The organism is Actinomyces timonensis DSM 23838 (genome assembly GCF_000295095.1).
Classification (GTDB): Bacteria; Actinomycetota; Actinomycetes; order Actinomycetales; family Actinomycetaceae; genus Actinomyces; species Actinomyces timonensis.
Window position 1 is genome coordinate 218,825 of sequence record NZ_JH806632.1, and the last position, 18,296, is coordinate 237,120.

The 18,296-nt window shown below is 69.7% G+C and carries 19 protein-coding genes and 1 tRNA gene; 9 read left to right on the forward strand and 11 right to left on the reverse strand.

From position 1 onward, the window contains the following. Window positions 1-228 precede the first annotated feature (228 nt). The 3 genes from A1QA_RS0100965 to A1QA_RS0100975 are packed head-to-tail and all read right to left on the reverse strand — an operon-like array spanning window position 229 to window position 1,934. Window positions 229-621, reverse strand: a complete 393-nt coding sequence (locus A1QA_RS0100965) for a VOC family protein (protein ID WP_017177066.1) — start codon at window positions 619-621, stop codon at window positions 229-231. A gap of 10 nt (window positions 622-631) precedes the next feature. Further along, window positions 632-1,681, reverse strand: a complete 1,050-nt coding sequence (locus tag A1QA_RS12940) for a hypothetical protein (RefSeq protein WP_017177067.1) — start codon at window positions 1,679-1,681, stop codon at window positions 632-634. 4 nt (window positions 1,682-1,685) lie between these two features. Continuing rightward, a complete protein-coding gene (locus A1QA_RS0100975; protein ID WP_017177068.1) occupies window positions 1,686-1,934 on the reverse strand; it encodes a hypothetical protein in 249 nt (82 codons plus the stop codon). 33 nt (window positions 1,935-1,967) lie between these two features. Between A1QA_RS0100975 and A1QA_RS0100980 the strand changes: the two genes are divergently transcribed. Next, window positions 1,968-2,408 carry a hypothetical protein gene (locus A1QA_RS0100980; RefSeq protein ID WP_154652183.1) on the forward strand — a complete coding sequence of 147 codons (441 nt, stop codon included), beginning with the start codon at window positions 1,968-1,970 and terminating at the stop codon, window positions 2,406-2,408. A gap of 34 nt (window positions 2,409-2,442) precedes the next feature. Here the strand turns inward: A1QA_RS0100980 and A1QA_RS0100985 are convergent, their stop codons facing one another. Continuing rightward, window positions 2,443-3,753 (reverse strand): anaerobic C4-dicarboxylate transporter family protein, encoded by a 1,311-nt coding sequence (locus A1QA_RS0100985; RefSeq protein ID WP_017177070.1) that lies wholly within the window; start codon window positions 3,751-3,753, stop codon window positions 2,443-2,445. 209 nt (window positions 3,754-3,962) lie between these two features. After that, window positions 3,963-4,109, reverse strand: coding sequence for a hypothetical protein (locus A1QA_RS15675; protein WP_017177071.1), 147 nt, complete (start codon window positions 4,107-4,109; stop codon window positions 3,963-3,965). Between the two features lie 132 nt (window positions 4,110-4,241). Here A1QA_RS15675 and A1QA_RS0100995 point away from each other — a divergent pair, with 132 nt between their 5' ends. The 3 genes from A1QA_RS0100995 to A1QA_RS0101005 all read left to right on the forward strand — a co-directional run bounded on the left by A1QA_RS0100995 (window position 4,242) and on the right by A1QA_RS0101005 (window position 5,807). Continuing rightward, complete coding sequence (locus tag A1QA_RS0100995) at window positions 4,242-5,060, forward strand: DeoR/GlpR family DNA-binding transcription regulator (protein ID WP_244266044.1); 819 nt, start codon at window positions 4,242-4,244, stop codon at window positions 5,058-5,060. A gap of 109 nt (window positions 5,061-5,169) precedes the next feature. Beyond that, window positions 5,170-5,415, forward strand: a complete 246-nt coding sequence (locus tag A1QA_RS0101000; protein ID WP_017177073.1) for a type II toxin-antitoxin system Phd/YefM family antitoxin — start codon at window positions 5,170-5,172, stop codon at window positions 5,413-5,415. Beyond that, a complete protein-coding gene (locus tag A1QA_RS0101005) occupies window positions 5,415-5,807 on the forward strand; it encodes a type II toxin-antitoxin system VapC family toxin (RefSeq protein WP_017177074.1) in 393 nt (130 codons plus the stop codon). Before A1QA_RS0101000 ends, A1QA_RS0101005 begins: the two co-directional genes overlap by 1 nt. A 110-nt stretch (window positions 5,808-5,917) precedes the next feature. Here the strand turns inward: A1QA_RS0101005 and fumC are convergent, their stop codons facing one another. From fumC to A1QA_RS12950, 4 genes are all read right to left on the reverse strand, one after another. Then, the gene (gene fumC / locus A1QA_RS0101010) at window positions 5,918-7,339 is read right to left on the reverse strand and encodes a class II fumarate hydratase (RefSeq protein ID WP_026048572.1); all 1,422 of its coding nucleotides are present in this window, start codon (window positions 7,337-7,339) and stop codon (window positions 5,918-5,920) included. Window positions 7,340-7,412: 73 nt separating this feature from the next. After that, entirely contained in the window at window positions 7,413-8,264 is an 852-nt protein-coding gene (locus A1QA_RS12945; protein WP_017177076.1) for a VOC family protein, read from the reverse strand. Between the two features lie 82 nt (window positions 8,265-8,346). After that, window positions 8,347-9,066, reverse strand: coding sequence for a response regulator transcription factor (locus A1QA_RS0101020; RefSeq protein ID WP_017177077.1), 720 nt, complete (start codon window positions 9,064-9,066; stop codon window positions 8,347-8,349). 24 nt (window positions 9,067-9,090) lie between these two features. Beyond that, complete coding sequence (locus tag A1QA_RS12950) at window positions 9,091-10,389, reverse strand: sensor histidine kinase (protein ID WP_082181094.1); 1,299 nt, start codon at window positions 10,387-10,389, stop codon at window positions 9,091-9,093. 153 nt (window positions 10,390-10,542) lie between these two features. Here A1QA_RS12950 and A1QA_RS0101030 point away from each other — a divergent pair, with 153 nt between their 5' ends. From A1QA_RS0101030 to A1QA_RS0101050, 5 genes are all read left to right on the forward strand, one after another. Beyond that, entirely contained in the window at window positions 10,543-11,517 is a 975-nt protein-coding gene (locus tag A1QA_RS0101030) for an ABC transporter ATP-binding protein (protein ID WP_017177079.1), read from the forward strand. 35 nt (window positions 11,518-11,552) lie between these two features. After that, window positions 11,553-12,290 (forward strand): ABC transporter permease, encoded by a 738-nt coding sequence (locus A1QA_RS0101035; RefSeq protein ID WP_279625146.1) that lies wholly within the window; start codon window positions 11,553-11,555, stop codon window positions 12,288-12,290. Between the two features lie 62 nt (window positions 12,291-12,352). Continuing rightward, window positions 12,353-13,180: an ABC transporter permease gene (locus A1QA_RS0101040; RefSeq protein WP_017177082.1), complete on the forward strand. Its 828-nt coding sequence runs from the start codon at window positions 12,353-12,355 to the stop codon at window positions 13,178-13,180. Window positions 13,181-13,501: 321 nt separating this feature from the next. Then, entirely contained in the window at window positions 13,502-13,687 is a 186-nt protein-coding gene (locus tag A1QA_RS0101045) for a hypothetical protein (protein WP_017177083.1), read from the forward strand. Then, window positions 13,677-14,507 (forward strand): nucleotidyltransferase domain-containing protein, encoded by an 831-nt coding sequence (locus A1QA_RS0101050; protein ID WP_017177084.1) that lies wholly within the window; start codon window positions 13,677-13,679, stop codon window positions 14,505-14,507. The genes A1QA_RS0101045 and A1QA_RS0101050 overlap by 11 nt, the downstream gene beginning before the upstream one ends. Window positions 14,508-14,789: 282 nt before the next feature. On the opposite strand, the gene A1QA_RS0101055 is transcribed toward A1QA_RS0101050, so the two are convergent. Further along, window positions 14,790-14,863 (reverse strand) — tRNA-Met (locus tag A1QA_RS0101055). A 152-nt stretch (window positions 14,864-15,015) separates the two neighbouring features. After that, a complete protein-coding gene (locus A1QA_RS0101060) occupies window positions 15,016-18,249 on the reverse strand; it encodes a UPF0182 family membrane protein (RefSeq protein WP_425265726.1) in 3,234 nt (1,077 codons plus the stop codon). Window positions 18,250-18,296 lie beyond the last annotated feature (47 nt).

The window sequence follows — 18,296 nt, forward strand, 5'->3', positions numbered from 1 at the left end:
GACATTCTGCACCCAACCTGCGGCCACAACATGGCGACGGCGAGGCGACGGCCCACCCGAGGTACCGCTGCCGCGCGTCCACCCTCCCGCCCCTTCATCGAGACCGGTCAATATCAGGATCGAAACCGGCGGCGGGTTCAGGTGGTGGTTGCACCGTTGATGATCTCGTTGAGTTTCTCAGATGGGGTCATGGCGTTCAACACCAGGCGGGGGCCTCCCGCCGTCGGCTCAGCGGTACGCGGCCACGATCTCCACGCGGTTCCCCTCCGGATCGAGGAGGGCGGCCTCGTAGTAGCCATCGCCTGTGCGGCGCGGGCCGTCGACCACCTCGACGCCTCCCTCGCGCAGTCTCCGCGCGAGGTCATCCACGGCGTCGGTGTCCTCGACGGCGAAGGAGACATGCGCCCAGCCGAACCGGTCCCCCGCGCCGTCATCGGCGACGTCGGGGCGGGTCATGAGCTCCAGGCGCGCGCCTCCGCCGAAATCGAGGATGTAGGTGCGCAGGCCGGTGCGGGGATTGTGGTAGAGCTCGTTGGGCCTCCCGCCGAACCAGGTGGCGTAGAACTCCCTGGCCCCCTCGAGGTCCCTCACCCACACAGCGGCGTGATCGATCGTGGGCATATCGTCCTCCTCAGCGCGTTCCCACGCGCGGTGGCGCGGGCTCTCCGGTGAATGCGGATGCCGGCCCGCAGATGAGAAGCATCGCTGCCGGGATCTCAACATAGACATGGTAGGCGGCCAGCGTCGAGTAGAGCTGGTTGCCCTGGCGGGAATCCATGACGAACAGGACGAGCAGGATCGCTCCCGTGACCAGGGCGAGCACCGGGACCCTCCACCTCCGCAGTCGTGGGATCGCGCGATCGAAACTCGTGTTGATCTCCGGCGCGGCCCACGGCAGGAAAGCCACCCAGACCACATAGTGCATGGAATGGGTGAACGCGAAGCAGGCGAGGTAGCGGGCCTCCAGGCCTGCGGCGCTGCCCGGCGGGGTCGCGGAGGAGGTGAGCAGGTCCGCCAGCGAGGACCATGTGGAGACGATGCCCGGCTCAGTGCTGATCCAGGCATCCAGGGCCCCGGAGATGAAGACGAGTGGCACCACGAGCGCCCAGAGGCACTGGACCGCCATGAACGCCCTGCGCCGCGCCGTCGAGGAGATCCGGCGCGACCAGTCCCAGAGGAAGATCAACGGGACGGCGTTGTGGGCGTGGGTGAGGGCGCAGAGGTACCAGTCCTCGCGAATCATGCAGGCGACGGCCAGTGGCACCGCGACGGCGATGACGATCAGCGCCGTTCGACGCCGCAGCACGAGCACCGCCATAAGCGCCAGCAGCGCGTAGGCGATCCCGATCTCCGCGGCGCTGCCGACGCCGGGCAGCATCACGCCGAGGATCCGGGAGAGCGCGGCGAAGGACAGGATCGCGACGATGGCCCAGCCCAGGGTGGGTCGGTTGATGGGCGCGAAGCGGCCGACGACGTAGCGCAGCTCGAGGACCACATGCGCCATCCCGCAGAAAGCCAGCCCGATGACGCTCACGGGGGTGGCCCAGCGGATGGAGGCGGCGGCGAGGAGGACGGTGGCGGCGCCGAAGGCCGCGGTGACGAGGCGGGCACGCCCATCTGGAAGGCGCGGCGGGGGTGGATCGAGCGCGGCCCTCGCGGCGTTGCGATCGGGGCGGGGCACGGCTCTACTTCCGCCGGGAGAGGATGATCGCGATGATGGCGACGACGAGGATGATGACGACGACGATCAGCGCGACGAGCAGGAGCGGGGAGCTCCCCGACGTGACCTCGTCGACTGGATCGGGGGCGACATCCAGGGGCAGAAGCTCTCCCCCCGGCCCCCGGAGGCGGGAGCCGGGCAAGCCGATGCCCCGAGCGGGAGCGAAGGGCAGGGAGGACGCGAGTGCGACAATCCAGAGGGCGAAGGGAATCATGGCATCCAGTGTCGCCCTGAGGAGGAGGTGATTGTGAGCGTTTGGTCGAGTTGGTGGCCCGCCGCCTTGGACGGCGAGTGGACGATGGCCTTCCTCCTCACCCTCGCCATCGAGGTCCCGGTCTATATGACCTGCTCGGGGCTTCTGGGATGGTGGGCGACGGGCAGGACGCCCGGGGGCGGGCGCGGCACCGCACCGAAACGCGCCCCGGACCACGCCCCGTCCCGCCCGGCTCACGCGCTTGGCTGGTCGCTCGCGGTCAACCTCACTCATCCGCTGCTGTGGCTGGCCGCCCCTCCGACCCTGGCGCTGCTCGTCGTGGCGGAGGCGCTGGTCGCCGCAGTCGAGGGGCTGGCGTGGTGCTGGGCGTGGTGGCACCGCGGGGTCAGGGATCGACTCGTCGCCGGTGGTCTGGTGACAGCGGGCCTGGCCAATGCCCTGTCATGGCTGACGGGCATTCTCCTCTTCGCCTAGTGCTTCAAGCGCGCCGCAGCGCCGCGCCGCCGCCTCAGACGACCACGGCACCGATGACGAATCCCAGGGCGACGGTGACGATGATCGCCGCCGTGCCCGGCAGGACGAAGGGGTGCGCGAAGACATTGCTGCCGACCCGCGTGGACCCGGTGTCGTCCATCTCCATGGCGGCGACCGTCGTCGGGTAGTTGGGCAGGAGGTAGTAGTTCGCTACCGCCGGGTAGCTCGCCACGAGCGCGACCGCGGGGAGCCCGAGCCCCACCATGAGCGGCATGAAGGCGCTGGTCGTGGCCGCGTGGGAGAACATGAGCGGGGCGGCGAAGTAGAAGAACACTGCGGCCAGCCAGGGCGCCGACTGCAGCGGCCCGGACAGCGCGTCGGAGATCGTGCTGGTGTAGTGCGTGACGAAGGTGTTCCCGAGCCAGGCCAGTCCCATGATGCACACGGCGGCGGTCATGCCGGCGCGGAAGGTGTCCTGGGAGGTGATCGACGCCGTCGGCTTCTTGGCGAGCACGCAGATGAGCGCCGCCGTGGTGAGCATGATGAGCATGATGGCGACGGTGGAGTCCATGGGCGCGTCCTTCACGAGCCCGAGCTCCTCCGAGGTGATCGTGGCGTAGGCGACGGCGGCGATGAGCGCGCCGATGAAGAGCCAGAGGCTGGTGACGGCGGCGGGAGCGGCCACGTAGGAGTCGTCCCCTGCCGTGGAGGGCTTGATGAGGCCGGCGGCCTTGCGCTCCTTGTAGACCGGGTCGTCGGCGAGCTCGCAGCCCTGGCGCGCCGAGACGATCGCGCCGACGGCGCATCCGATGAAGGTCGTGGGGACGACGACGGCGAGGCACTCGAGGTAGCCGACGCCGATGGGCTCGAGCGCGACGACGAGAGCCACCATCGCCGCGGAGATCGGGGAGGCCGCCACTCCCACCTGCGACGCGACGACGGCGATGGACAGGGGGCGCGAGGGCCGGATGGAGTGCTCCTTGCAGACGTCGACGATGACGGGGATGACGGAGTACGCGGTGTGCCCGGTGCCGCACAGGAAGGACATGAGGAAGGTGACGAAGGGCGCCAGGTAGACGATATGGCTGGGGTGGCGCCTCAGCAGCACTTCGGTGAGGTGGACAAGGTGGTCCATGGCGCCCGCGACTTGGAGCGCGGCGACCGTGCAGATGACGGACATGATGATCCCGATGACGGACCATGGGACGTCTTTCGTGGTGGCGTCGACGCCCGTGGCGACGAGCACGAGGACGCCGGCGGCGCCCATGAGGCCGATGCCGACGCCGGCCAGGCGCGCGCCAAGGATGATGAAGACGAGGACGACGAGAATATGGAACCAGATCATGAGGTGCCTCCATTGGCAGAGGTTCCGAGCATCGCGTGCCGATTACCCGTGCACCCGAGGATACTGACATCGCGTCACCCTCGCCGCAGTTATCCCAGATAGAGGACGGTTTCACCATCCTCGACACGCCCCCGGGCCCACAATAGGAAGCGCATTGAAGGCCCGCTCCCTCGACGGCGAGCGGGCCTTCTCGCGATATCCCGCGAGATTTACGCAGCGATCAACGAGTCGGCATCGATGCGGCCAGCGAGGTAATCGGTGGTGCGGCGAATGCCGTCGCGACGGCTGTCGGCGATGGCGTACCAACGGTCGAGGAGAGCGGAGAAAACAGCGAGAAGACCACGGTTGCTGAGCATGTCAATCACTCCTTGAATCGATGGAGATCCTTGGAATCTCCTGTCTTATTCTTGATGACATCAAGACTAGAAGATCATTTGATCATCCGATATGATCACTTCGAAGCAAAACGATCATGCATGGAGGGCGTCATGCCAGCAGTCCCGACTCCACGATCGTCGCGCCGCCATCCGAGCCCCGCTCCTCCTGCCGCGGCGCATTCTGGCCGCCAGCGCCAGATCCTTGCCGCGCTCAGCCCGACGACACCGCTCTCCGTGGCGGCGCTCGCCAGGCTCACCGGGGTCTCAGAGGTGACGATCCGCCGGGATCTGACCGACCTCGCGAGGGACGGCTTCGTGATCCGGCTACATGGAGGAGCCCTGCGCGCGCCGAGGCGAGGGGCATCGCAGCCGATCGCCTTGCGCCGCGCCGAGGACATCGACATCAAGCGGCACCTCGCCCGCGCCACGGCAGCGCTCATCGAGGACGGCGACAGCGTCATCATCGACAACGGCACCACCTGCCAGCTCGTCGCGGAAGCACTCGCCGGCCGGGAGATCCGGGTACTGGCGCTCTCCCTGGGCGCGGCCGCGGCGCTGGCGTCCGTGCCGGGCGCCCAGGTGACCATCCCCGGCGGGGCGGTGGAGACGGACACTCTGTCCATGCTGACCACCTCCGCGGTCGACGCCGTTCGCGCCTTCCGCGCCGACGTCGGCATCCTCGGGGCCTGCGCAGCCTCTCCGGAGAGCGGATTGACCTGCACGGAGACCTATGACGCCACGCTGAAAGCGGCGATCATCGCCTCCTCGGCGAATAGGTTCATGCCGGCCACTCCCCGCAAGCTCACGCGCTCGTCAACCTACCGCTTCGGCGAGGTGGCGGACCTGGATGTCCTGCTGACCACCGATGGGCTTGAGGCCGATGTGCTGGAGGGCCTGCGCGGCTGCGGCGTCGACCTCCGCCTGTGCTGATCGTCCCGCCCAGCGACAACGACGGCGCTAGTCGGTCGCCTGATCCCGACGATCAGCCCTGTTGGTCAACACAGTTGACCAACTTTCGCGCGCGCCTTACCCTCAAGGCATGAGCACGACGACGATCGAGGAGACGACGGTCAAGGTCCAGCAGGCCAAGACGCATCTATCCTCACTCCTGACTCAGGTGGAGGCTGGAACCACGATCACCATCGCCCGCGGCTCGACGCCGGTGGCGCGACTGACTCCCATCGACGCGGGAGAGCGAGAACTCGGTTTTGGCGGCTACCACCTCCCTGACTCATTCTTCGAGGAGCTTCCCGAGGAAGAACTGGCCTCCTGGGAGATGCGGTGATGGACGGGTTCCTCCTGGACACCCACACCCTCATCTGGGCGATCAACGAGCCGAGCAGGCTCGGCGAGCACGCGTTGCCGGTTCTTCGCGACCGCGCGAGTCAGCTCTACGTCTCGTCCGCATCCGCCTGGGAGATCCAAACCAAGTCCAGGATCGGCAAACTCCCCGGAGCCGACGCGTGGCTGAACACGCTTGAGCATCAGATCGACCGGCTCGGCGCGGTCATCATCCCCATCGCATGGCCGCACGCGCGCCTGGCTGGTGCTATGGAATGGGAGCACCGAGACCCCTTCGACCGCATGATCGCCGCCCAGGCCATGCTCGAGTCCTGCACGCTCGTCACCGCCGACACCGCCTTCGCAACGCTCCCTGGCCTCACAACGCTCTGGTGACCAGCATCGAGCCCGCCAACAACGACGGCGCCCGCCTCCTTCTCTCAAGGAGGCGGGCGCCGTCGGCGGTATCGCTGAAGCCCGCAGGCCAGCCGCTCAGCGGGCGCGGCTCACTTGGCGGCGCTGGGGTGCGTCATGTCCATGGGCACCACCCAGGCGTCGAACTCCTCTTCGGTGACGAAGCCGAGCTCGAGGGCCGACTCGCGCAGGGACAGGCCCTTGTGGTGCGCGTTCTTGGCGATCTTGGAGGCCTTGTCGTAGCCGATGTGGCGGTTGAGCGCGGTGACCTGCATGAGGTTCGTGGAGAGGTTCGCCTCGATCTTGGGCAGGTTGGGCTCGATGCCGTAGGCGCAGTTGGTGTCGAAGGAGACGCAGGCGTCGCCGAGCAGGCGGATCGACTCCAGGACGTTCCAGGCCATGACGGGCTTGAAGACGTTGAGCTGGAAGTTGCCCTGGGAGCCCGCGAAGCCGACGGCCGCGTCGTTGCCGAAGACCTGGACGGCCACCATGGTCATGGCCTCGCACTGGGTGGGGTTGACCTTGCCGGGCATGATCGAGGAGCCGGGCTCGTTCTCGGGGATGAGCAGCTCGCCGATGCCGTTGCGCGGGCCGGAGGCGTACCAGCGCACGTCGTTCGCGATCTTCATGAGGGCGTCGGCGAGCACGCGCAGGGCGCCGGAGACCAGGACGAGGGCGTCGTGGGCGCCCAGGGCCGCGAAGAGGTTGGCGGCCTGGGTGAACTCGATGCCGGTCTCCTCGCTGATCTTGGCGGCGCACAGTTTGCCGAACTCGGGGTGGGCGTTGAGGCCGGTGCCGACGGCGGTGCCGCCGATGGCGAGCTCGCGGGCGCGCGAGTCGGCGTAGCGGATGCCGTCCAGCGCGAAGTCGATCTGGGCGACCCACCCGGAGATGACCTGGCCCAGGGTGATGGGGGTGGCGTCCTGGAGGTGGGTGCGGCCCACCATGACGACGTCCTTGTACTCCTCGGACTTCTTGGCCAGGGTGTCGCGCAGCTGGGTCACGCGCGGGTACATGTCCTGCAGCTCGCTGACCACGGCGATGTGCATGGCCGTGGGGAAGGTGTCGTTGGAGGACTGGCCGCGGTTGACGTGGTCGTTGGGGTGGACGGGGGTCTTGGAGCCCATCTGCCCGCCGGCCAGCTCGATGGCGCGGTTGGAGATGACCTCGTTGGAGTTCATGTTGGACTGGGTGCCCGAGCCGGTCTGGAAGACGACGAGCGGGAAGTGGTCGTCGAGCTTGCCGGCGATGACCTCGTCACCGGCCTTGGCGATGAGGTCGGCGATATCGCGCGGCAGCTCGCCGAGCTCGGCGTTGGCCAGGGCGGCGGACTTCTTGAGCACGCCGAGGGCGCGCACCATCGGGCGGCCCCACACGAAGGTGTTGCGGCCGATGTCGAAGTTGTGGAGGGAGCGCTCGGTCTGGGCGCCCCAGTAGCGGTCGGAGGCGACCTCGATGGTCCCCATGGAGTCGGACTCTGTGCGCGTCGTCGCGCCGGGCTTCTCAGTTGTCATGGCCCCAAGGCTAGCGGCCCCGGCGCCCCCGCGCGGGGACGGGCGTCCCACCGGCCGTGGCGCTGGTCACGGCTCAGTCGCCGCCCTCCTCGGTGATCCGCCACGTGACGCCGTAGCGGTCGCGGCACCAGCCGTTGACCTCCGCCTCGGGAACGTGGGAGAGGGCACCGAGGTAGTAGTCGCGCTCGGCCTGGCTGGGGGCGTGGATGTGGAAGGAGCCGCCGGCGGTGAAGGTGAAGTCGTTGACCTCCATGCCGTCCATCGCCACGATCCACTCCTGGCCCACGCAAAAGTCGGAGAAGATGACCCGCTCCGGCCTCTCGGGGTCCGTGACGCGCTGGCCCAGGGAAGAGTCGGGGAAGGCGCCCAGGTAGTGGTCGACGGCGTCGCGGGCCTTCCCCAGGCTCGTCCCGGCGAAGGTGAGGGCGGGCAGGGTGAAGGGGCGGGGGTCGCCCTCCGGCTTGGTGAGCATGAGCTGGAAGTGCAGGCCGAAGCGGTCCTCGACCCAGCCGTACAGGCCCGACCACGGGTAGGCGTCCAGGTCCATGAGGGCTTGGCCGCCGTCGATGAGCCGGGCCCACAGCCGGCGCAGACTGCCCTCGGCGTCGTCGATCACCGAGGGGTCGAAGTTGAGCATGAGGCTCATGGCGGGCCCGGGGGCGTTCTCGTCGGCGGCGTTGATGAGCCCGATCGTGGTGCCCGCGATGTCGAGGAAGGCCACGCGGGTCGCGCCGGCGAACTCGGGGCGGTACCACGGCAGCGGGTCGGGGTAGGTCAGGCGACCGGTGCTGCGGGCCTCGATCCCGGCCTCGGCGAAGGCCTCCAGGTAGAAGTCGATGGCGGCGTCGGCCGTGTGGTCCATCCAGAAGGTGGGCATGAGCCGGGGCGCGGGCAGCGGGACGGCGGGTGTGGAAGCTGACTGCATCCGCGCAGCCTAACCGGGCTGGCCTGGGAGAGCGCTGGACCGCGCCCGCGCGCCGGGCGGAGGGAGCGGGCCTCGTCCGCGCTCAGCCAGCGGAGGCCAGCACCTGGCCCAGGTCCACCAGCCCCGTTCGCAGGGCGAGGAGCACGAGCTGGACACGGTCGCGGCTGCCGGTCTTGGCCAGCAGGTGGGAGATATGCGTCTTGACGGTCGCCATGGACAGCCAGAGGCGGTCGCAGATCTCCTGGTTGGTCAGGCCCAGGGCAATGAGCCCGAGGATCTCCTTCTCCCGCTCGGTCACCCCCGCCGGCAGGGACGACGGCGCCGCCGCGGCACCGCCCGCAGCGCCCGCTGTCCCCGTAGCGCCCACCGGGCCCGCGCCCCGGCCGTCGCGCATCGCCGCGAGGAGGCGGCGCGTGGGGCCGGGCGAGATGACGGAGTCGCCCGCGCGCACCGTGCGGATCGCGGCGATGATCTCCTCCGGCGGTGTCGATTTGAGGAGGAACCCCGCGGCCCCCGCCTCGATGGCGCCAAGAACGTAGCCGTCGGTGTCGAAGGTGGTCAGGATGATGATGCTGCCCGGGCGCCCCTCGGCGACGAAGGCCCGCGTGGCCTCCAGGCCGTCCATGACCGGCATCTGCACGTCCATGAGGATGATGTCCACGGGGTCGGCCGCGCATCGGCGCAGCGCGTCGGCGCCGTCGACGGCCTGCCAGGCGACCTCGATGTCCTCCTGGGCGCCCAGGATCATGGCCATGCCCGCGGTGATGAGCCGCTCGTCGTCGGCCAGTCCCACACGGATCATGCCGCTCCTCCCCCGTTGCTGCTGCTAGCCCAAAGGCAGGCTGACGGCGACCCGCCAACCGCCCTCGGGCGTCGGTCCAGCGCTGAGGCTACCGCCAAGCGCCTCGGCGCGCTGCCTCATCCCCGACAGGCCGAGGCCGGTTCCCGGGCCCGTGTCCGCGCCGCCAGCGTCATTGGAGATCTCAGCGACGCACTCACTGCCGCCGATCCGCGCCTCGATCCGGGTGGTGGCGCCGGGCGCGTGGCGCAGGATATTGGCCAGGGCCTCGCGGACGATGCGGGCGAGCGCGTCCTCCGCGGCGGCCGGGGGCTCGCATCGCGTGGTCATCGTGAGGGAGACGGGGAGCCCAGCGAGGCGGGCCTCCTGGACGACGCCGAGCAGGCTCGGGCCGTGGGACTCCTGCGGGGCTGCCTGGAGCGGGGCCTTCGGGGCGGGCATGGTCGCTGCTGGGGGCTCAGCGGACACTGCCGGCGCCGAGGGCGGCGCCGACGGGGCCTGCGCGGCGGGCGCCTCGTCGTCGCGCAGGACCTCCAGCAGTCCCCGGACCTCCTCGATCGATGCCCGGGCGGTCCTGCCGATCACCGCGAGCGCCTCGCTGGCGGTGTCGGGATCGGCCCCCATGACGGCGCGGGCCCCCTCGGCCTGCATGGCGATCGCGGACAGGGAGTGCCCGACGGCGTCGTGCACGCCCCGGGCGATGCGGTTGCGCTCGGCGGAGACGGCGAGGCGCCGCTCGGCGTCCTGCTGGGCCTCGAGGACAGCGGCCCGCTCGATCGCCTGCTCGTAGCGCTCCCTGCGGCGCCGTCGGGACTCACCGATGAAGGCGGCGAGCGTGATGACCGTCCAGGCCGAGGCGAGCACCATGAACCATCGGATGGGGTCGTGGAACTCCGGGGTGAGAAGCTCCTGGAGACGCAGCCCGTAAGCGGCCAGGAGCACCTCCACGCCAGTGCCGGCGTAGATGGCGCCCAGCAGGAGCCACCTCCAGGGCGCGGCGAGGCGGGACTGGGTGGTCTCGGCGGCAACCAGGGTGACGATGGCGGCAAGGGGCGAGATCTGGGTGAACACGGCGACATGGGCGACCATCGCCGCGCCGGTGACGAGGACGAAGGCCAGTGGGTGGCGGCGCCGCACCATGAGCATCACGACGCCCACGGCCATGAGCGCTGCGTAGACGCCGGTGGCCACGGCGCCGTCGAGAGCGGGAATCGACTTCGGGCGCTGCGATGATCCCATGAGCAGCATCAGGACGGCGATCGCCACTCCCATTGGGTCGATATGCGCGCGCAGGCGCGCCACCGCCCGCGTCTTCCTCTCCTTCATGGGAACACCGTAGGCGGAGGCCTCCCCTGGGGCCTCAGGCCACGGTATGAAGCAGAGCGGGTGCCGGGCGGCGCCGCCTCATACCGCGGTCCGCCATCGCTTTCAGGCCGCAGCCCGACGACGCCGCCCCGCCGGTCGGGAAGCCTTGGGGGCATGACAACTCACGCTTTCCCCGCCTCCGCCTGCGCCATCACCACCGAGGGCCTGACGAGGTCCTTCTCCGGGCGCACCGTCGTCGACTCACTCGACCTCCATGTGCCCGCCGGGACGATCTATGGGTTTCTGGGCCCCAATGGCTCGGGCAAATCCACCACGATGAAGATGCTCCTGGGCCTGCTCAGGCCCACGGCGGGGCGGATGACCGTCCTCGGCCAGCCCCTCACCCCGGCGGGCGCGCCCGAGCTCATGGGGCGCATCGGCTCGCTCATCGAGGCGCCGCCCGGCTACGGGTACCTCACCGGGGCGGAGAACATGCGGCTCATCGCCCGGATGCTGGGCCTGGCACAGGAGCAGACCGATCGGGCACTCGCGCTCGTGCGGCTCACCGAGCACAAGGACCGGCTCGTGCGCACCTATTCGCTGGGGATGAAGCAGCGCCTGGGGATCGCCATCGCCCTGGCCCGCGAGCCCGAGCTTCTCATCCTCGATGAGCCCACCAACGGGCTTGACCCGGCGGGCATGGAGGAGGTGCGCGAGCTCCTTGTCAGCCTCACCGCCCAGGGCGTCACCGTGATGATCTCCAGCCACCTGCTCGACGAGGTCGAGCGCATGGCCGACGTCCTGGGGATCCTCAAGGACGGCCGCCTCGTCTTCGAGGGCACGCGGAAGGGCCTCATGGAGCTCAGCGTGCCGGATGTCGTCATCACGACCCCTCAGCACGATGACGCGCGGGCCGTGGCGGCGGCGCTCGTGGAGGCAGTCGGCCGCGCGGGGATCCGGCCCGGCGCGCAGATGCTTCCTCCCGGCAGGGGTGGCGAGCTGCGCCTCCGGGGCCTCGGCGCCGACGGCGTCGCGGAGCTCATCCGCCGTCTCGTGGCTGCCGGTGTGCCGGTGCATGAGGCGCGCCGCGAGGAGCGGAGCCTGGAGGAGGTCTTCATGGGGATGACCGGCCGCGGGGGCGCGCTATGAGCCGGATGGGGCTGCGGCGGGCACTGCCGCTGGAGATGGCGAAACTGCGCCGGATGAGGGTCGCGCCCGTGGTGGCGGCGATCGTCCTGCCCGGCATCGGCCTGAGCACGATGCGGTTGTTCTCATCGTCGACGACGGCGTCCTGGACGGCGCCCGGGGTCGATCCGTGGCCGGCGCTCATGGTGAGCGCGGCGATGATGAGCGCGATCACCCACCAGATCCTCACCGCCGTGCTGGCGAGCCGCCAGGTGGAGATCGAGCACGCCGGCGCGGGCTGGAACCTGTGGTCGACGGTGGGGCTCGCGCCCGGGGCGCTGCTGCGCGTCAAACTCGCGGCACTGGCCCCCATCATCGTGCTCTCCTGCCTGGCCCAGGTGGGGGCCGTACTGGTCGTGGCGCGCCTGAGGGGCATCGAGGCGCCGCTCGACCCCATGCCGTGGGCGGTCCTCACAGCCGGGCTCATCTGCGTGGACCTGGCCATGTGCGCGGGGCTGCTGCTCCTGGCCGCGCGCTTCGCCAACCAGCTGCTGACGGTGGGCGCCGGGCTCATCGGCGCGTTCGCCTCGGCCTGCCTGTTCCCGGCGCCCCAGTGGGTGGCCAGGGCACTGCCATGGGGCTACTACGCCGTCGCCACCCCGGCGAGGATGACGAGCGCAGGTGGGGTGGGCGCGCATGGCTCGGGGCCGTGGCTCGTCGGCTTCATGGTGCTGGCGGGAGCGGTGTTCGCCGTCGCCACGCGCCGCATGGATCGCGGTGAGGGGCGAGTGGGATGACGACGATCGGCATCACAGGAATGACAGGCACGACGAGGAATCTGGAAGACAGGAGCGGGAGCATGAGCAGCAGTGCGCGAGCGAGCAGGAGCAGGAGCGGAGTCGGGAACGGAGCGAGCAGGACAGGGAGAAGGGGCCTCTCCGGGCTGCTGGCGGCGGAGCTCATCAAGCTCAAGCGCTCGAGCTCCTGGGTGATCGCGGTGCTCCTGCCGTTGCTGGCGGTGGTCACCGGGACGATCAACTACACGGCGAACAGCCAGGCGCTCCCGAGGGGCTGGGAGAGCCTGACCAGCCAGGTCATGCTGTTCTACTCGATGCTGTTCTTCTCCATCGGGGTGGCGCTGCTGGCCTCGATGGCGTGGCGGGTGGAGCACCAAGGGACGTCGTGGAACGCGATGCGCGCCAGTGGGCACAGCGCCACTGCGGTCGTCGCGGCCAAGACCCTCGTGGTGGTCGTGCCCGTGGCGGCGATGCAGATGGTGCTCGGCCTGCTCACCTACCTGTCCGGGGCGACGATCGGCGGCCTGGGCGCCGCGCCGCCGGTGGGCTGGCTGGGGTCGTGCGCGGTGGCGGTGCTCGCGGCGCTGCCGCTCATCGCCTGGCAGTCGTTGCTCTCGATGCTCATGCGATCCTTCGCGGCGCCGGTGGCGGCGGGATTCGTGGGCTGCGTGGCGGGTGTCGGGCTGCTCTACTCGTCCTCCCCGGTGGCCTCCGCCGTCCCACAGGGGCTCATCATGCGGGCGCTCACCCTGGGCACGACGGCGGTCTCCGACGCGGGGGATCTCGCGCTCGACGACGTGCTGCCCATCCTCGCCTGGGCCGGGGCGGGAGCCGCTGTGGCGTGGCTGGCGCTCCTCGCCGTCGCCCGCCGGACCGGCGGCGTCCGCTAAGGGCGGGGCCAGCGGGGAGCGCCCTCCGGGAGCCGCGCCCGGATCAGAGCCGCGCCCTCGGCCCCGCGTCGCCGTCTCGGCCCGCCCTTGCGCCCTCAGCCCGCAGAAACCGTCTCATCCTCGCAGTTCGAGGGCGCAAGGGCGGGCCGAGACGGTTTGTGCGGGCTGAGACGGCAAACTAGATCCCGAACAGTCCCCAGCGCGCCGGCCGAGTCCTGGTAGTGATCGCCTGGAGGGATGATGATGGGGATCTCCACCTCATCAACGCTTGGCGGGCAACCGGTGCCGATCTGAAGCCCGACAACCGGCAGGAGGATTGACATGGCACGAGAGGTCGCCACCGCGATGATCATGCGGCTGCGCGAGGAGTCCGAGGAGACCCGCCTCGATGACTATCGCGCCGGAACCCAGGGAACGCGTCCCAACCGCTCCCAGGCCGACTCAGTACGTGTGCGCCCAACCTCACCGATGAGCGAGGGCGAGGAAGGATGGGACGATGATCGCTGACGACCGGATTCAGGCGATGGCCGAGTCGCTCACTCGTGTTGGCGGGGTGAAGGCCGTGGTGCTGGGTGGCAGCAGGGCGAAGGGCACTCACCACGCGGCTTCTGACGTGGACCTTGGCCTGTACTACGACCGTCCGTCGCTGGACGTGGAGGAACTGCGGCGGCTCACGGGCTTGTTCGCCGACGACGGCCCGGTGAACGTGTCCGGCCCGGGCTCATGGGGGCCCTGGGTGGACGGCGGGGGCTGGCTCACGGTCGACGGAACGGCCGTTGACTGGATCCTGCGCGATCTGGATCGGGTCGCGCAGCAGTGCCGCCGAGCGGAAAGGGGCGAGTTCGCCTTCCACTCCCAGCCAGGGCACCCGTTGGGGTTCCTGGACGTCTCCTATGCCGGGGAGTTGGCCACATGTTTGCCCCTGTCGGACCCGGACGGGGTGCTCGATCCATTGCGGGCAGCGCTCACTCCGTACCCGCCAGCACTACGCGCTTCCATGATCGAGAACCTGTGGCAAGCCGGGTTCTACGTGGACGCCGCGCGGAAAGGCATCCCGAAACTCGACGTGGGGTACATCGTGCTCTGCTGTTCCACGGCTCTCATGCTGTGCGCGCACGCGTGGCACGCGTCGGCCGGCAGCTGGGTGACCAACGAGAAGGGCGCGATCGTCGATGTGCAGCGCCTCCCCACCGACTCGCATGACTTCGCGGCACGAGCCGCGACCGCCCTCACCCGGCTCAGCACCGACACACAGCAACTGGAAGCCGTGGTCGACTCCGTCGACCAGTTGGTCGCCGACTCCAGGACGGCCCTGCACGAGGGCTAGATGCATGAGGCCCGCCGGCGCGGCGCCCTCCTGGACGTAACCCTTCCTGTCTGTCTGTACGCGGGTTCGGGGGTCATGCCGGGGGTTCGCGGCACAGGACGGGGGCGCTACCCCCGTCCTGAGGGGGAAGACCCCGGCCAGAGGGGCGAACCCCCGTACAAGCACCCAAGCCCCCGTCCAAGCGGCCACGACGTCGACCTCTCGCGGACGCGGCCCGGCTTCGTGCGATGCCGCAAACGCAGAAGTCCCCGGCACCTGCTGGTGCCGGGGACTCCGCTCTCGTAGCGGGGACAGGATTCGAACCTGCGACCTCCGGGTTATGAGCCCGGCGAGCTACCGAACTGCTCCACCCCGCGTCGGCGAGTAGAACTCTAGCCCGCGCCCGTCGCCGCCTTCAAGCCGGCGGAGCGTGCCCTTCCTCACCAGGAGGGCGGCTGGCAGACCGGCACGGCCAGCGCGTCGGGCTCAGCGGCCGGCCGAGCCCACCGGGCCCGGCCAGCCGCCGCTCCTACTTGTTGTTCAGCTTCCCCTGGGCCTCAACAGCCCGGGAGATCGCCGAGTCGAGGCGCTTCTGCGCGTCGCCGTAGGCCGTCCAGTCGCCGGCCTTGAGGGCCTTGTCCGCGTCGCTCATCGCGGTCTGCGCGTCCGCGAGCGCCGTCTGGAGATCCGTCGCCGGATCACCGGTTGAGCCGGACGCGGAGGCGCTGGGCGCGGGCGAGGCGGGCGCCGTCGTCGCCGGGGCGCTCGGAGCCGCCGTCGGCGCTGGTGTGGCAGCGGCCGAGGCATCCGGAGCGGGAGCGCCCGCGCCTCCCCCGCCGGAGTCGATGGGCGCCGTCGAGGTGCCGTTGGCGGCAGCGGCATCGCCGTTGACCTCCTCCTGGCCCGTCGTTGCCCCCGAGTCACCGCCGAAGACCTGGTCGAGCGCGCCGGAGAGGGTGTCCGCGAAGCCGACCTTGTCGCCGAAGGAGACCAGCACCTTGCGCAGCAGCGGGTACTGCGTGCCCGAGGACGACTGGACGTACACGGGCTGGACGTACAGCAGGCCCCCTCCCACCGGGAGGGTCAGGAGGTTCCCCTTGATCACCTGGGACCCCTGCTGGGACAGCAGGTTGAGCACCTGCGAGGCCTCGCCGTAGGAGTTGAAATTGCCCTGCACCTGGCCGGGCCCCGGGATATTCGAGGACCTGGGCAACTCGAGAACGCGTATCTTGCCGTAGTTCGGATTGCGCACCCCGGGCTGGCCGGAGGAGGTCTCGGAGTCCACCGCCATGAAGGCCGTGAGCACTGTGCGCCCGGGGAAGATGAAGACACTGGACAAGGAGAAGCTCGCCGCGTCCTGGTCCGGCATCTTCAGGCTCAGGTAGTACGGGTCCTGCGGGGACTCGCCCTGCTTGTTCGGATCGGCGTCACGGGTCGGGTCGTCGGGGACCTGCCAGAAGTCTCCACCGGAGTAGAAGCTCGCCGGGTCCTGGACGTGGTATTTCGCCATGATGGAGCGCTGGACCTTGAACAGGTCCTCCGGGTATCGCATATGCGCCATGAGATCCGCGCTCATCTGGCTCATCGGGATGACTGTGCCCGGGAACACCTTGGACCAGGCCTTGAGGATCGGATCGTCCTGGTCCCACTCGAACAGGCGCACCGAGCCGTCATAGGCGTCGACGACCGCCTTGACGGAGTTGCGCACGTAGTTCGACTCCTCCGGCGCGCTCACCAAGGAGCTCGAGCCGGTCGCCGCCGTGAGGGAGTCGTGCTGGGAGTACGGGTAGTTGTTCGTCGTCGTGTAGCCGTCGAGGATCCACAGGACGCGCTTGGGCGTCGAGGGGTCGTCGTCGTCATCCACGACAGCCGGGTAGGGGTTGCCGTCCAGCGTGAGCCAGGGGGCGACCTTCGCGACGCGCTGGGCGGGATCGCGGTCGTAGAGGATCTGGGAGCCTTCCCGGACCTCCTTGGAGAACAGCAGGTTCATCTCCCGGAACTTCACCGCGTAGAGCAACCGGTTCCAGTAGTTGGAGACGCTGGGGCCCCCATTGCCGGAGAAGGTCGAGTTCACCTGGCCGTTGGGCGCGGTGTCGTCGGGGTAGTCGAGCTCGCGGGGGCTGCCGCCGTCGTCCCCACCGACGATCGAGTACTCGGGAGAGGACTGGCCGAAGTAGATGCGCGGCTCGTACTCCCCCAGGTCCCCCTGCGAGGGGATGCCGCCCTCCCAGAAGGCCGGGCTGCCGTCGGAGGCCAGGGTGTTGCCGTAGGCGGTGACGACGCCGTAGCCGTGGGTGTAGACGGTGTGGTCATTGATCCAGGTGCGCTGATCCTGTCCGACGCCGTTGAGGTTGAGCTCGCGCACCGCGATGACCGTGTCCCGGCTCTTGCCGTCGATCTGATAGCGGTCCACGTTCAGGCGCGGCTGGAAGGAGTAGTACTGCTTGTTCTGCTGGACCTGCCGGAAGGTCGGGGAGATCTGGTTGGGGTCGAGCAGTCGGATCGACGCCGTCGACTCCGCGTCCGCCAGCAGCTGGCCCGGCTCGGCCGTGGTCTTGGCGTCATAGGCGGACAGGCTGGCGTCCCCCAGGCCGTAGGCGGCGAGCGTGGCGTTGATATTGCGCCCGATGTACTCCGATTCCTCGCGCTGCGCGTTGGGCTCGACGACGAAGCGCTGGACGACCATCGGGTAGCCGGTCCCGACCACCAGGGCGGAGGCCACCATGACGACGACGCCGATAATGGGCAGGCGCCACGAGCTGGAGCGGATCGAGGCGATGAACAGCACCGCGATGACGACGGCGATGGCCGCCAGGATCGCCTGCGCGGGCAGGACCGCGTTGACGTCGGTGTAGGCGGCGCCGTCGAACTTGGAGTTCGAGGAGTACAGCGAGGTGTAGCGGGTCAGCCAGTAGCGCGCGCCGAGCAGGAGGCTGAGGGCCGCCATGAAGCCGGTGAGGTGGATGCGCGCGGCGCGGGTGACGTGCTGGGCGCGCGCCACCGCGATCCCGCCGTAGAGGTAGTGGACGGCCACGCTCGCCAGGCCCGCGAAGATGACCACGCGGATGAGGAAGCCGACGACGGTGGTGAGCACCGGGAGGATGAAGACGTAGAACGAGATGTCCATGCCGAACTGGGGATCGGTGACCCCGAAGGACTCGGCGTTGAAGGCCAGGAGGAACTGCTGCCACTTGGGCGCGAGCTCCCAGGCCGCGCCGGCCAGTGCCAGGACCGCCGGGATGATCCAGGCCAGGCGCCGGCGGAAGGGCTCGACGAGCGTGCGGTAGGCCTCCAGGTTGCGGGTGGCCTCATCGGTGGGGAGCTCGATCTCGCGGGCCCGGTAGGCCGCGACCATCGCGCCCCCCGCGGCAAGGAACATGATGAGGAACCCGACGACGAACAGCGCGCCCGCGCTGGCCCAGTGGGTCCAGAAGATCCGCTGGTAGCCCAGCTGGTTGAACCAGAGGACCTCCGTCCAGGAGCGCGACAGGAAGCCGATGAGCACCGCGGCCGCCGTCAGGATGCTGATCGTCAGCGAGAGCGGTCCGGGGCGCCGGGAGCGGGCAGCATCACCAGAGCCACTGGAGGATCGGTGGGCGCGGCCGCCGTCGTGCCCACCAGAACCGCCGGAGCCTCCGGAGCCGCCGCTCCCGCTGCCGCCGCCGGAGCCCGGCTCGCCGTCGTCACCCGACGGGCTGGGGTCGTGGGCCTTGAGAGCATCGCCGAGGTGGCGCAGGAACGCGGCGTCGCCCTCGAAGAACATGCCCGAGCGGACGCGGTCCTCCTTGCTGGGCTCGTCATCGGAGTCCC